The sequence below is a fragment of the Lichenicoccus roseus genome (assembly GCF_005844085.1).
Taxonomy (GTDB): Bacteria; Pseudomonadota; Alphaproteobacteria; order Acetobacterales; family Acetobacteraceae; genus Lichenicoccus; species Lichenicoccus roseus.
Map to the genome: position 1 here is coordinate 536,338 of NZ_VCDI01000001.1, position 13,500 is coordinate 549,837.

The 13,500-nt window shown below is 68.0% G+C and carries 12 protein-coding genes; 8 read left to right on the forward strand and 4 right to left on the reverse strand.

The features are described 5' to 3' along the window. The first annotated feature begins 147 nt into the window (after positions 1-147). From FE263_RS02355 to hemC, 6 genes are read left to right on the forward strand one after another with little or no spacing between them, the layout of a single operon-like run. A complete protein-coding gene (locus FE263_RS02355) occupies positions 148-1,062 on the forward strand; it encodes a cobalamin B12-binding domain-containing protein (RefSeq protein WP_138324328.1) in 915 nt (304 codons plus the stop codon). Next, positions 1,059-2,486: a transcriptional regulator PpsR gene (gene ppsR / locus FE263_RS02360; protein WP_240758947.1), complete on the forward strand. Its 1,428-nt coding sequence runs from the start codon at positions 1,059-1,061 to the stop codon at positions 2,484-2,486. Before FE263_RS02355 ends, ppsR begins: the two co-directional genes overlap by 4 nt. Then, positions 2,483-3,382: a chlorophyll synthase ChlG gene (gene chlG / locus FE263_RS02365; RefSeq protein WP_138324330.1), complete on the forward strand. Its 900-nt coding sequence runs from the start codon at positions 2,483-2,485 to the stop codon at positions 3,380-3,382. The genes ppsR and chlG overlap by 4 nt, the downstream gene beginning before the upstream one ends. A gap of 31 nt (positions 3,383-3,413) precedes the next feature. Beyond that, positions 3,414-4,622 carry a geranylgeranyl diphosphate reductase gene (locus FE263_RS02370; protein ID WP_138324331.1) on the forward strand — a complete coding sequence of 403 codons (1,209 nt, stop codon included), beginning with the start codon at positions 3,414-3,416 and terminating at the stop codon, positions 4,620-4,622. A gap of 23 nt (positions 4,623-4,645) precedes the next feature. Beyond that, positions 4,646-5,176 carry a TspO/MBR family protein gene (locus FE263_RS02375; protein ID WP_240758948.1) on the forward strand — a complete coding sequence of 177 codons (531 nt, stop codon included), beginning with the start codon at positions 4,646-4,648 and terminating at the stop codon, positions 5,174-5,176. After that, the gene (hemC, locus tag FE263_RS02380) at positions 5,173-6,213 is read left to right on the forward strand and encodes a hydroxymethylbilane synthase (RefSeq protein WP_138324333.1); all 1,041 of its coding nucleotides are present in this window, start codon (positions 5,173-5,175) and stop codon (positions 6,211-6,213) included. The genes FE263_RS02375 and hemC overlap by 4 nt, the downstream gene beginning before the upstream one ends. Before the next feature lie 28 nt (positions 6,214-6,241). On the opposite strand, the gene FE263_RS02385 is transcribed toward hemC, so the two are convergent. From FE263_RS02385 to FE263_RS02395, 3 genes are all read right to left on the reverse strand, one after another. Further along, complete coding sequence (locus tag FE263_RS02385; RefSeq protein WP_138324334.1) at positions 6,242-6,556, reverse strand: hypothetical protein; 315 nt, start codon at positions 6,554-6,556, stop codon at positions 6,242-6,244. 313 nt (positions 6,557-6,869) lie between these two features. Beyond that, the gene (crtI, locus tag FE263_RS02390) at positions 6,870-9,299 is read right to left on the reverse strand and encodes a phytoene desaturase family protein (RefSeq protein ID WP_138324335.1); all 2,430 of its coding nucleotides are present in this window, start codon (positions 9,297-9,299) and stop codon (positions 6,870-6,872) included. Positions 9,300-9,444: 145 nt separating this feature from the next. Then, positions 9,445-10,227 carry a formate/nitrite transporter family protein gene (locus FE263_RS02395; RefSeq protein WP_171033893.1) on the reverse strand — a complete coding sequence of 261 codons (783 nt, stop codon included), beginning with the start codon at positions 10,225-10,227 and terminating at the stop codon, positions 9,445-9,447. 159 nt (positions 10,228-10,386) lie between these two features. Between FE263_RS02395 and FE263_RS02400 the strand changes: the two genes are divergently transcribed. Together FE263_RS02400 and FE263_RS02405 are read left to right on the forward strand one after the other, a co-directional pair. After that, a complete protein-coding gene (locus tag FE263_RS02400) occupies positions 10,387-11,370 on the forward strand; it encodes an aldo/keto reductase (RefSeq protein ID WP_138324337.1) in 984 nt (327 codons plus the stop codon). Positions 11,371-11,478: 108 nt separating this feature from the next. Continuing rightward, complete coding sequence (locus tag FE263_RS02405) at positions 11,479-12,126, forward strand: TetR/AcrR family transcriptional regulator (RefSeq protein WP_138324338.1); 648 nt, start codon at positions 11,479-11,481, stop codon at positions 12,124-12,126. Here the strand turns inward: FE263_RS02405 and FE263_RS02410 are convergent. After that, complete coding sequence (locus FE263_RS02410; protein ID WP_138324339.1) at positions 12,094-13,416, reverse strand: LLM class flavin-dependent oxidoreductase; 1,323 nt, start codon at positions 13,414-13,416, stop codon at positions 12,094-12,096. The two genes, FE263_RS02405 and FE263_RS02410, sit on opposite strands and share 33 nt — an antisense overlap. Between the last annotated feature and the right edge of the window lie 84 nt (positions 13,417-13,500).

Below are 13,500 nucleotides of genomic sequence, written 5' to 3' on the forward strand. Positions count from 1 at the left end.
TGTCAAGTGGATTAGACACAAATCTAGGTTGACACTTCCCGGTGGCGAAGGCTTCAGTGTGGCAGGTCGGAAGGAAACGGACCGGTGCGGGACAGCTTGCGTTGGCAACGAGGCAGGCTGGGCGGCATCGGCGGTCGGAGCAACAGCATGGTCCAGCCAGCGTTCGCCACCCGGGAGGCCGTTCTCAGGCTCATCCAGGGGGATATCGTTCCCCGGCTTGCCGAGGTCTATCGCGACCGTCAGCAGCGGAGCGGCGGCAGGCGCAAGGCCGCCGGCGCAACTGCCCCGGTCGCGGCAAAGTCTCCCTCCCCTGTCTCGCCACATCTGGACGCACCCGGTCCCGAAGCCATCGTGACGCTCGCACTGGATGCCATGCGGCAGGACGAGGCGGCGGTCGACCAGCATGTCAGGACCGCCCTGGCGTCGGGTCTCGACGCCGAGAATATCCTGCTCGACCTGCTGGCTCCGGCGGCCCGCTACCTCGGCGAACTCTGGCTGGAGGATCGCGCCACGATCCTGGACGTGACCCTCGGGGTCATGCGGCTGCAGGCCAGGATGCAGATCCTGCTCTCGACGGTGACCGCACAGCCGGTGCGCGCCAGCCACGAGCACAGTATCGCGCTGTGGGCGGTGCCAGGCAGCAAGCACCGCTTCGGCGTCGCCATGCTGGCCGAGGTCTTCCGGCTGCGCGGCTGGAACGTGACGCTCGGGCAGATCGAGGACCCGTTCGAGATCGCGACCGTGCTGCGCTCCGACAACTACGATATTGCCGGATTCTCACTCGGTTCGGTCGAGCATGCCTACCGGCTCGAAGCCTGCATCCAGGCGGCCCGCCTTACCTCGCGCAACCGCGACGTGATCGTCATGGCCGGCGGCCCGGCATTCCAGTCGGACACGACGCTCGCCACGTCCCTGGATGTCGATGCCATCGCGGAGAATGCCGAGGACGCGCTGTTGCGTGCGGATATGCTGCTGCGGCGCCGTGCCGCCCAGGCTGCCGCCGCCATGCCACGTCTTGGCACGCTCGCCGCGTCGCCCGGGGTCGTTGGATGGTCTGGTTGAACTCGTTCTCCTACGGGGGAGCCCTGCTCGGCGACGGGTCCGAGGGCGGGGTTTCCGAGATCGGCCGCCTCGTCGGGGCGGCGGCGGATCTCGCCTTGCTGATCGACGACCAGGGGCTGATCCGCGACATCTCGTTTCGCAGCGAACGGCTGCAGAAGGACCTGCGCGGCGCCTCGGACTGGCTCGGGCGCAGCTGGGCGGAGACCGTCACCAGCGAGAGCCGCGGCAAGGTCGCAGCCCTGTTGGAGGCCTCGCAGCGCGACGAGGAAGTGCGCCTTCGCCATATCAACCATCCAGCCACCAGCGGCGCCGACGTCGCGGTGCAATATTCCACCATCCGGCTGCGCGACGGCAAGGTGACCGCCGCCTTCGGCCAGGATCTGCGCCTGTTCTCCGAACTGCAGCAGAAGCTGATCGACGCGCAGGAAGCGCTCGACCGCGACTATGCGGCGCTGCGGGAGGCCCAGGCGCGTTCGCGGCTGCTGTTCGACGGCACCGGCGAGGCGCTGGTCGCGGTCAACGTGGCGACGCTGAAGATCGTCGAATTCAATCCGGCGGCAAGCCGGCTGTTCCGCACCGAGATCCGCAAGGGCCGTGCATTTCTCGACCTGTTTCGCGAGAGCAGCCACACCAAGGTGCAGCGCTTCGTCACCACGCTGCAGAACAAGGGCGCCGCGGACATGGCCACCGTGGCGCTTGTCGAGACCGGCGCGCCGGTGGCGATGTCCGGCGGAATGCTGCAGAGCGGCGGCACCCTTCTGATGCTGGCCCGCATCACCGGACTGGCAGCGCGCGACGGCACCTCGCTGGAGGCGCTCAACGGTCGTCTGCTGGACGCTCTCGAGCAGTCGCCCGACGCCTTCGTGTTCACCGACGGCGACGGCTTGATCCTGGCCGCGAATGCCGCCTTCCTGGACATGGTCCAGCTCGGCAACATCGACCAGGTGCGCGGGCGCTCGCTCGGCGACTGGCTCGGCCAGTCGGCGGCCAGCGTCGAGATCGACGTGCTGCTCGCCAATCTCCGCCAGCGCGGCACCGTGCGACTGTTCAGCACGCGGCTGCGCGGCCAGCACGGCGCCGAGCGCCAGGTCGAGATCTCGGCGGTGATCGTCGATGGCGGCGAACACGCACGGCTGGGCTTCTCGATCCGCGACGTGGCGCGCCGGCTCACCCCGCCTGCACCGGAACCTGCCGCCGATGCACCGGTCGGCAACGAGCATCTCGTGGACCTGATCGGGCGGGTGCCGTTGCGCGACCTGGTGCGCGATGCCACCGACGTAATCGAACGGCTCTGCATCGAGGCAGCGCTGAAGCTGACCGGCAACAACCGCGCCTCCGCCTCGGAGATGCTCGGGCTGAGCCGGCAGAGCCTCTATGTGAAGATGCGCCGCTTCGGCATTGGCAACCTGGACGACAGCGAATGAGCGAGGTGCGCGCGCTGCCGTCTTCGGGCTTTGCCACGCCGCAACCTCGCGCCGTCCTGACACTGCTCAAGCCGATCACCTGGTTCGCGCCGATCTGGGCATTCGGCTGCGGCATCGCCTCGTCCGGCCAGCCGCTCGGCCCGCGCTGGCCGCTGGTGCTGGGCGGCCTGCTGCTGGCCGGCCCGATGATCTGCGGCACCAGCCAGGCGGTGAACGACTGGTTCGACCGCCATGTCGATGCCATCAACGAGCCCGACCGGCCGATCCCGTCGGGGCGCATCCCCGGCCGCTGGGGCCTCGCGATCGCCATCGTCTGGACCGCGGTGTCGCTGGTACTGGCCGCTTCGCTTGGACCCTGGGTGTCGGTTGCCGCCGCCATCGGCATGGTGCTGGCCTGGGCGTACAGCGCGCCGCCCGCGCGGCTCAAGCGCAATGGCTGGATCGGCAACCTTGCAGTTGGCGTCAGCTATGAAGGCCTGCCATGGTTCGCCGGGGCGGCGGTAATGCGCGGTGCGTTCCCTGATGCGCACGTGCTGATCTCGCTGGCGCTGTACAGCCTTGGCGCGCACGGCATCATGACGCTGAACGACTTCAAATCGATCGAGGGCGACCGCAGGATGGGCATCGCCTCCCTGCCCGCCCGCCTCGGCGCCGACCGCGCCTGCCGGGTCGCCTGCCTGATCATGCTGGTGCCGCAGATGGTGATGGTGGCGTTGCTCGCCGCCTGGGGGCAGCAGGTGCAGGCCGGGATCGTCCTGTCCCTGATCGGCGCCCAGTTCGTGCTGATGCTGCGCCTGCTGGAGGCGCCGCAGGCCCAGGCCCCCTGGTACAACGCCACCGGCACCACGCTCTACGTGATCGGCATGCTGGTCACCGCCTTCGCGATACGGCCATGACATCCCTCATTCCGCGATCGGACATCCGACAATGACCGGCGAGACGATATACGATTGCGTGGTGGTCGGCGGCGGGCCAGCCGGCGCGACTGCCGCCGCCGATCTGGCACGGCGTGGCCGCAGCGTCGTGCTGCTCGACCGCGACGGCCGCATCAAGCCCTGCGGCGGCGCCATTCCGCCCCGGTTGATGAGCGAGTTCGAGATCCCCGAGGATCTGCTGGTGGCGCGCGCCACCGGCGCCCGGGTGTTCTCGCCGTCGTCGCGCATCGCCGACATGCCGATCGCCGACGGCTATGTCGGCATGGTCGATCGCGACGCCTTCGACGAGTGGCTGCGGGTGCGCGCCGGGGAGGCCGGCGCGGTCCGGCGGCACGGCGCCTTCGAGCGGATCGAGCGCGAGGCGGACGGGGTGGTGCAGGTGCATTGCTCCGCCGCCGCGGGACGAGATGCGGAGGCGCATCCGGCGGCCGGCGCCTTCGTGCTGCGCACGCGCTGCGTGATCGGGGCGGACGGCGCGCGCTCAGTGGTCGCGAAGCAGGCGATCCGTGGCGCCGATCGCATGCGCTACGTGTTTGCCTACCACGAGATCATCGCCTCGCCGCCGCCCGAGGAGTTCGACGGTTCCAGCTGCGAAGTCCATTATCGCGGCTCGCTGTCGCCGGATTTCTACGGCTGGGTGTTCCCGCACGGCAAGACCACCAGCGTCGGGCTCGGGAGCGCCCAGAAGGGCTTCAGGCTGCGGCCCGCGGTGGAAGCGCTGCGGCGCAGCAGCGGACTCGAGAACGCGCGCACCATCCGTCGCGAGGGCGCGCCGATCCCGCTGCGTCCGTTGCGCCGCTGGGACAACGGGCGCGATGTCGTGCTCGCCGGCGATGCCGCCGGTGTGGTGGCGCCGGCCTCCGGCGAGGGCATCTACTACGCCATGACCGGCGGCCGGCTCGCCGCCGAGGCGGTCGACAGGTTCTGTGCCACCGGCGAGGCGCGCGCCTTGAGAAGCGCGCGGCGGCGGTTCATGCGCTCGCACGGCCAGGTGTTCTGGATTCTCGGCATCATGCAGCGCTTCTGGTACGCCTCCGACCAGCGTCGAGAACGCTTCGTCGCCATCTGCCGCGACACCGACGTGCAGGAACTCACCTGGGCCGCCTACATGACCAAGGAGCTGGTGCGGGCGAAACCGCTGGTGCATCTGCGCATCTTCGCCAAGAACATGGCGCACCTCACCGGCCTCGCCTCGACCTGATGAAACGCGTCGGGCGAGATGTCGTGACCACCGCGATATGCGTCACCGCCGTGCTCGGGGTGGGTGGCGCGCTGACCAGCATCGGTCCGTGGTACCAGAGCCTGCGCACGCCGCGCTGGCAGCCACCCGGGTGGGCCTTCGGGCCGGCCTGGACGACGATCGGAACGCTTACCGGGATTGCCGCAGTATGGTCGTGGCGGCGTGCCGAGACCCGCCCGCAACGACGCCGCCTCATGACGCTGTTCGCCCTGAACGGCTCGCTGAACATCCTCTGGAGCGCGCTGTTCTTCAAATTCCGCCGGCCGGATCTCGCGCTGGTCGAGACGGTTCCGCTCTGGCTCTCGATCCTTGCCCTGATGCTCGGCCTGCCGCGCGGCCGCAACAGCACGCTGCTGTCGGCGCTCACCACCTGGCTGCTGCTGCCCTATCTCGTCTGGGTCACGATCGCCTCGCAACTCAACCGCGCGGTGGTCCGCCTCAATCCGCCCTTCTCCGGGCAATCCATTTCCGGAGCTTCGGCATCCGGAACCGCACTGCGGGGTCCAGTGTCATGAGTCTCGAGAACATCCTTGCGACGAGCCCGCAGTTGCTGCGACACCCGGCGCCGGCACATCGCCAGCACCGGCAAGCACCCCGGCACGCGCCGACCCTGCCACTTCGCGTCGGCACGCGTGCCTCGCCCCTGGCGCTCACCCAGACACGGGGCTTCCTGTCGATGCTGAGCGATGCCTGCCCGGCCCTGGGCGGCATGGACGTGTTTCGCGAGCAGGTGATGGGCACCACCGGTGATGCGGTGCAGCATTGCCGTCTTGCCGAAATCGGCGGCAAGGGCCTGTTCGCCAAGGAGATCCATGAGGCGCTGCTGGACGGCCGCATCGATCTGGCCGTGCACAGCATGAAGGACCTGGAAACCGCGCTGCCACCGGGGATCGTGCTGGCCTGCGTACTGACGCGCGAGGATCCGCGCGACGTGCTGATCCTGGCCGACGATGTCGAAGTGCCGGATGCGGCGGATCCGCTCTCGGTGCTTCCGCATGGCGCGCTGATCGGCACCTCGTCCGTGCGGCGCCAGGCGCAGCTGCTGCATGCGCGGCCGGATCTCCGGATCACCCTGATGCGCGGCAACGTGCAGTCGCGACTCGACAAGGTTGCAGCCGGACGCTGCGATGCCAGCCTGCTGGCTCTCGCGGGCCTCAAGCGGCTCGGCCTTGAGAGCGAAGCAAGCGTGGTGCTGCAGACCGAGGTAATGCTTCCCTCCGCCGCGCAGGGAATCGTCGCCGTCACCGCGCGCGAGGACGACGTCGTGCTGCGCGAGCTGATGCTGGCCTGCGAGGACCGGGAAAGCCGGATCGCCGCCGATGCCGAGCGCGCGCTGCTGCGTGTCCTGGATGGGTCCTGCCGGTCGCCGATCGCCGCCGTGACCACGCGGCTGCAGCCGGGGCAGATCCGGCTGACGGGGCTGGTGGCGCGGGAGGATGGCTCGTTCCTGCTGCGGGACAGCATCGACGCCCCGGATGGCGAAGCCGAGCTGGCCGGCGAGGCACTAGGACACCGGCTCAAGCAGGCGGCGCCCGCCGATATCTTTCTCTAAGGTTCCGCCCGGGGCGGTAGCCCCGGGTTCAATCCAGTACCGAACGGATCAGGTCGACCATGGAGTAGGTCAGCGAGACCGTCTCGGACGACACCCGCGTCTTGTCGGCGATGAGTTTGCGCTTGCCCCACAGATCATCCATCGCGCTCACCGCCGGCGCATGGAGATCGCTCAACGGCAGTGCCGGAGCCGAGGACATCAGCACCAGGAGGAGAATGGAAGGCAGGTTGGAACCGTCGCGATCGATGACTTCCGCAAAGCCCGTCACGTCGTCCTGCCGCGCGACAGGTGCGCGGCTTTTCTGAGCTGCCGCCCTGCGTCTTGGAGCGTCATTGACTTGCATGGCTCAATCTCCTCGCATCGGCGCTGGAGCTGGTCGAGTTCGTCGAGATCAATACCCTGCAAGGCACTTCGCCCAGTAGAGTTTCCGCAAGACATACGCCGCAGCGGTCCGGCGACGTCGCCTTCATGACGACCTCGGCATACTCTCTGGTCTGTCATTTGAGACTAGATTAAATAGAAGTAACGGCTCAGGGCATTTATGGCCCCAGCCGTCGCTGAGGTGTATCACAACTTCGTGAGCCGGTGCGTGCTACGCAACCCATGTTAGCATCTGCGCCAGTGCAACCACCCGATCGGGCGGTAATCGCCCGGTGTCAGACCACTTCGTGCAGCGCAGCATGAGGCTCCATCGCCCCGGGTGCCATGCCGCCCGCGCGTGTCGAACAGAGGGTGGCGCCCAGCAGCCAGATCCGGCGCCCGGTTGATACCCGCGTGCGGGGTTGATTGAGATAGCCCACGCCTGAGTTCATTATCATCCGGCCGATCTCTTCGTAGAGACGCGCCGCCACCCGGATGGCCGCCCGCGGTCGCGGGGGGAGATAGCGCATACCGGATTCCGCATTGCGGTAGTGCCGGTCGGCAAGGGCGAGCAGCCGGCATACCGCGTCGAACACGGGTCCGGCATGTTCCGGAAGTGCCACGCTCTCGGCACGCAGATGCACCGGCAGCCAGGTCGCCGGCAGGTAGAGTCGGCCGCGTGATGCATCCTCGATGACGTCGCGTGCGATGTTGGTGAGTTGCATGGCGATGCCGAGATCGATGGCATAGGACCGTCCCGACGGGTCGCGCACCCCGAGCAGGTCGTACATCATCAGGCCGACGGTGCCGGCCGCGCCGTATGCGTAGCGCAGCAGGGCCGCTTCGTCCTCGACCGCGATCGGTGCGAGATCCAGCACCATGGTGTCGATCAGCGCCAGCGCGGGGTCGAGATCGACGCGTCGTCGCGCCGCCATGTCCAGCAGCGGGGCCGCCTGCGGGTGCGTCGGGTCGGCGACGGCGATTGCCGCACGCAGCCGCAGCAGCTCGATCCGCGCCGTCTCCGCATCCACGGCAAGATCGGCAAGATCGTCGACCTGGCGACAGAAGCTGTAGAGTGTCGCGGCATCCTGCAGATCGACGCGATGCAGCAGGGTGCCGGCCAGACGGAAACTACGTCCATGCCGCGCCAGCGTATTGAGTGCCGAACTGGCCTTGCCCCGCCCCGGGTCGGATTTCGTCTGGCTGGCCTGGAGCAACTCCTGCACCACCTTCGCTGAACTCAGCACACCCGGCACGCCTGCGCCCGGATGCGTTCCGGCGCCGACAAGATAAAGGCCTTCGGCGCCGCTGACACGATTATGGAACCTGAACCCGGCTGATTGCAGCAAGGTCGGCGCCACCGAGAATCCGGCGCCGTGCGTGCTCAGGTAATCGCGGGCGAAATCGTGCGGCGTGACGCTGCGCTGGGTGACGATGTGGCGGCGCAGGCCGGGAAGTTCACGCGCCTCCAACATTGCGAGAATGCGCTCGCGGAACGCAGGTTCGACACGCTCCCAGTCGATCCTGGACTGCAGGTTAGGCACCGGCGCCAGCACGTAGAACCCATCGCACCCGGGCGGCGCCAGGGAAGGATCGGTAGCGCCCGGCCGATGCAGATAGAGGCTGGGATCCTGCGGTAGCACGGGGCAGCCATCGAAGATCTCGTCGAGCAGGGTCTTGTAGTCGTCACCCAGGATGATGGTGTGGTGCGCGGTAGCAGGCCAGCTCCGGTCGGTGCCGAAATACAGCACATAAAGTCCCATCGAATAGCGCCAGCGCCGCAACCCCGGTTTGCGGCCGAGCAGCTGCCGGTGCACGTACGGCGCGTCGGCATTGGCGACGATGGTCCCGGCGGCGAGCATGCTGCCATTCTCGAGCACCACGCCGCGCACCGTGCCATGCTCGACCACGATCCGGGAGACGGTGTCCCCGAACCGGACAGCGACGCCATGCCGGGCCGCCAGGGCCATCAGTGCCGTGACCATGGCGCCGGTGCCGCCGCGCACGAACCACACGCCCCAGCGCTGCTCGAGATGCTGGATCAGGGCGTAGATGGCGCTTGTGCGGTAGGGATGGCCGCCGATCAGCAGGGTCTGCAGTGTGAAGGCGCGCTGCAGGCCGGGGTCCTTGAGATGGCGCCGGACCAGGGCGTGCAGCGAGCGCAGGCCTCCCAGCCGGATGATCGCCGGAAACGCGCGCAGCATGGTCTGCCAGCGGTGGAAGGGTGCGGCGCCATGGCGCTCGTAGCCGATCTCGAACAGCTGCCGGGCGCGACGCGCGAGACGACGATAGCCGGCGCCGTCTCCCGGCGAGAAGGCCTCGACCTCCTCCTCCATGCTGCGCCCGGTACCGCCATAATCGAAATGGCGCCGGTCCGGAAAGGTGATGCGATACCAGGGATGCACCGGCAGCAGCTCGACGTGGTCGTCGAGCCGCTCACCGAACAGGCCGAACAATTCCTCGAACAGGTACGGTGCGGTGATGACCGTCGGACCGCAATCGAAAGTGAAGCCGTCCTGCGTGAAGGCGCGGGCGCGGCCGCCGGGCTGTTCGCAGCGTTCCAGGATGGTGACGCGATAACCGAGCGCCCGGAGCCGCAGCGCCGCCGCGATGCCGCCCAGGCCTGCACCGATCACCAGGGCATCGCGGCGACCGGGCGCGGGCTCGTCGATGTCGGGCGCACCAGGCTTCGGGGCGCCAGGCATCAGGTCACCGAGGTGGGTCATGTCAGGCATGGACCGACCATAAGCCGGCCGGATGGGGGTGCCACCTCATGCCCGATCGAACCTCCCGCATCGCAACGAACATCGTGCCCCAGGGTACGGCTTGCGTCCAGCCGGCAAAACTTCCGGACACCGATGGCCGGACGCGTCAAACCTCCTCGTCGGACCGCAGTGGCGCGTGGTTCAGGATCGCGACCAGCGAGACACCACCGATGGTGTTGCCGATCAGGGTCGGCACGGCGAATTTGAAAACATAATCGAGGGCGCTCGCATGACCGGTCAGGACGGCGAAGGCGGCTTCGACGGAGCCCGCAACCATGTGGGAAAATTGCCCGATCGCTACGACATAGGTCAGGATCATGATGATCAGCACCTGCGCCGGACCGGCGCCGGGCAGCATCCAGACCATCAGGGCGATCAGCCAGCCGGACAGCACCGACTTGATCAGCATCGGCCAGAAGCTGCTCTGCAGCGACTCCGTGCTGATCTCGTTCAGGGCGGTCCAGGTCTGCGGCTTGAACAGGCCCTCGTGGGAGATCAGCCAGGCGAAGATGATGGTGCCGATCAGGTTGGCCGCAAGAACGATGACCCATAGCCGCAGCAGCTTCGCGATGGTGCCGTGCGAGCTGCGGCTCAGCACCGGCAGCACCGCCGTCAGGGTGCTTTCGGTGAAAAGCTGCTGCCGCCCGAGCACCGCGATCAGGAAGCCTACCGTGTAGCCGGTGCCGTCGATCAGGATGGCCCATGGCCGATCCGGCAGCGCGCCTCGCATGATGCTCATGACCAGGAACGAGAAGCCCATCGAGAGGCCGGCTGCGAGACCCGACCAGGCCAGCGATCCGAAACCGCGCTCGATCTCGTCCTCGCCCTCCTCGAGCACGAGGTCGTGGATTTCCTTGGCGCGCGGCAACGCCGGGTCGCTCTTTTTCACCGATGCCGCGTCGTCCTGGGCTTCGTCTTTCCGGGCTTCGTCGCTCCGGTCTGCCTTGGCGGACAAGGAGGCCTCCCCTCAAGTCAAAGATGCCACCGAGGATGGCACGCGAGGGGTATTCCGGCCATGATCGACACGAGAAATATCCGGAGGTCCGCCATGACTCGCTATCGGCCGCCTGGCCCACTCGGCTGCGGCGGCGCGCCACTCGGCAACCTGTTCGGCCGGGTGGAGGACACGGAAGCACGCGCGGTATTGGACACCGCCTGGGATGCAGGCGTGCGCCATTTCGACACCGCGCCGTTCTATGGCTTCGGCCTGTCCGAGCATCGTTTCGGCGAGGCGCTGCGCCACCGGCCGCGCGACGCGTTCATGCTGTCGACCAAGGTGGGTCGCATGCTGGTGCCGGCGCCGGGCGCCGAGCTTCCGGAGGAGCGTTCGTCCTTCGTCGGCGGCCTGCCGTTCGGCATACGCTACGATTACTCCGCCGACGCCGCCTGGCGCTCGGTCGAGGACAGTCTGCAGCGGCTGGGCCTGGCACGCATCGACGTGGTCTATATCCACGATGTCGGCGAGGACACGCACGGCGCGGATTGGCGGGAACGCTTCGACGAGGCCATGCAGGGCGCGGCGCCGGCGCTGACGCGCATGCGCGAGGAGGGCATGATCCAGGCCTGGGGCCTTGGCGTGAATCGCGTCGAACCCTGCCTGCTTGCCCTGCAGCAGGCCGATCCGGACGTGCTGCTGGCCGCCGGGCGCTACACCCTGCTCGACACCGCCTCCCTCGAGACGCTGTTGCCGCGCTGCGCCGCCCAGGGTGTCAGCGTGGTGATGGGGGGGCCGTACAACTCCGGCCTCCTGACCGGCGGCGATACCTACGATTATGTCCGGGCACCCGTCGAGCTGGTGGCGCGCCGGGATGCCATCGCAGCGGTGTGCCGCCGCCACGATGTCGATCTGCGCGCCGCCGCGTTGCAGTTCTGCACCGCCCATCCGGTGGTCGCCGCCGCCATCCCCGGCGCTCGCAGCGTCATCGAGATGCGCGAGAACGCCGCGCTGATGACCGCCTCGATTCCGGCAGCGCTCTGGGCCGATCTCCGGCAGGCCGGACTGATCCCGCAGCAGGCACCGATCCCGGCATGATCTGTGTCGGTTTGGTGACTGGACCCGGACGGTCGGCGTCCTTATCTAGATATGGTATGTTGGTCACAGTGTCGCGGCCGAGACTGCTGGATTGAACTGGACGAGGCGATGGGACGTCCACGGGAATTCGATGTCGACGTCGCGCTTGCGGCGGCCCTGGACGTGTTCTGGCGCAACGGGTTCGAGGGCGCTTCGATGACCGACCTCACCGAAGCCATGGGGATCACCCGGCCCAGCCTGTATGCCACCTACGGCAACAAGGAGGCGCTGTTCCGCCGCGCGCTCGACAGCTACCAATCGACCTGCATGACCTTCTTCGCCGATGCGCTGAGCCGTCCGACTGCGAGGATGGTGGCGGAACGCATCCTGTTCGGCTGGGCCGACGCGCAGACCGATCCGGCGCATCCGGCCGGTTGTCTCGGCACCAACGGAGCGCTGGCGTGCTCGAACGCCGCCGAGCCGATCCGGCTTGAACTGGTGGCCCGTCGCGAGGCTGCCGAGGCAGCGTTGCGCCGTCGCCTGGAGCAGGCGGTTGCGGAGGGCGACCTGCCTCCGGACGCCGATCCGGCCGCGCTGGCCAGTTACGTGATGACGGTTGGCCAGGGCATGGCAGTACAGGCCGCTTCCGGCTCGACCCGAGCGTTGCTGTATCGGGTGGTGGATACTGCGCTGAGGGCCTGGCCTGCCGGGACTGAAGCGGCGGATCGTCGCGTCGATGCCGGCTCAGGCGAAGAAGCGGTTCGCCGGGCGGGGTAGGCCGAGGTGGTCACGTAGCGTGGTTCCCTCGTAGGCGCGCCTGAACAGGCCACGACGCTGCAGTTCCGGCACCACCTGTTCCACGAACTCGACCAGGCCGCCGGGCACCCACGGGAACATGATGTTGAAGCCGTCCGACGCCTCGCCCAGCAGCCAGGCCTCCATCTCGTCCGCGATGCTCCGCGCGGTGCCGACGAAGGCGAGCCCGGAGTAGCTGCCCGCGCGCGCCGCCAGCGTGCGGATGCTGAGCCTGTCGCGCGCCGCCATCTCGACGATGCGGGCGCGGGCGCTTTTGCTGGCGTTGGTCTCCGGGATCTCCGGCAGCGGGCCGTCCGGATCGTAGCCCGACACGTCGTGGCCGAGCATGCCGTTCAACGAGGCGATGCCGCTGTCATAGTGCACCAGGCTGTCCAGATGCGCCCGCTTGGCTTGCGCCTCCGCCAGGGTCTCGCCGACCAGGACGAAGGCGGCCGGCAGGATCTTCAGGTGCGACGGGTCGCGACCGATCTGGCGCATGCGGCCCTTGATGTCGGCATACAGGCGCTGCCCGGCGGCGAGGTCGGGCTCGGCGGCGAACACGACCTCCGCGGTCTCGGCGGCAAGCTGTCGGCCAGGCTCCGAGGAACCTGCCTGCACCACCACCGGCCAACCCTGTATCGGTCGCGCGATGTTGAGCGGTCCGCGAACGTCGAGCGCCGGGCCGTGATGGTCGAGCACGTGCATACGTGCCGGGTCGAAGTAGATCCCGCTCTCGACGTCGCGCAGGAAGGCGTCGTCGGCGAAGCTGTCCCACAAGCCTGTGACGACATCGAAGAACTCGCGTGCCCGCACATATCGTGCATCGTGGTCGATCTGCTCGGTGTAGCCGAAGTTCAGCGCGGCATCGGGGTTCGCGGTGGTCACGATGTTCCAGCCGGCGCGGCCGTTGCTGAGATGGTCGAGCGACGCGAAGCGGCGGGCCACATGATAGGGCTCGTCGAACGTGGTGGACGCGGTGGCGACAAGCCCGATACGTTCGGTCACCGCGGCCAACGCCGAGAGCAGCGTGAAGGGCTCGAACGAGGTGACGGTATGGCTGCGTTGCAAGGCGCGCACCGGCATGTTCAGCACGGCGAGGTGATCCGCCATGAAGAATGCATCGAAGCACGCGTGCTCCAATGTCTGCGCCAGATGTTTCAGCTGGGGAAAATTGAAGTTGGCATCGGGCTGCGCGCCCGGGTAGCGCCAGGCCCCGGTATGGATGCTGACCGGACGCATGAAGGCGCCCAGATGCAATGTCTTCGACGCCATGCGTGCCTTGCCTCCGCCCGCGTTGGATGCTCCGATCGGGAGCCCACCCGTGCGACATCGCGCGTGCGCCGCCTCACTTCAATG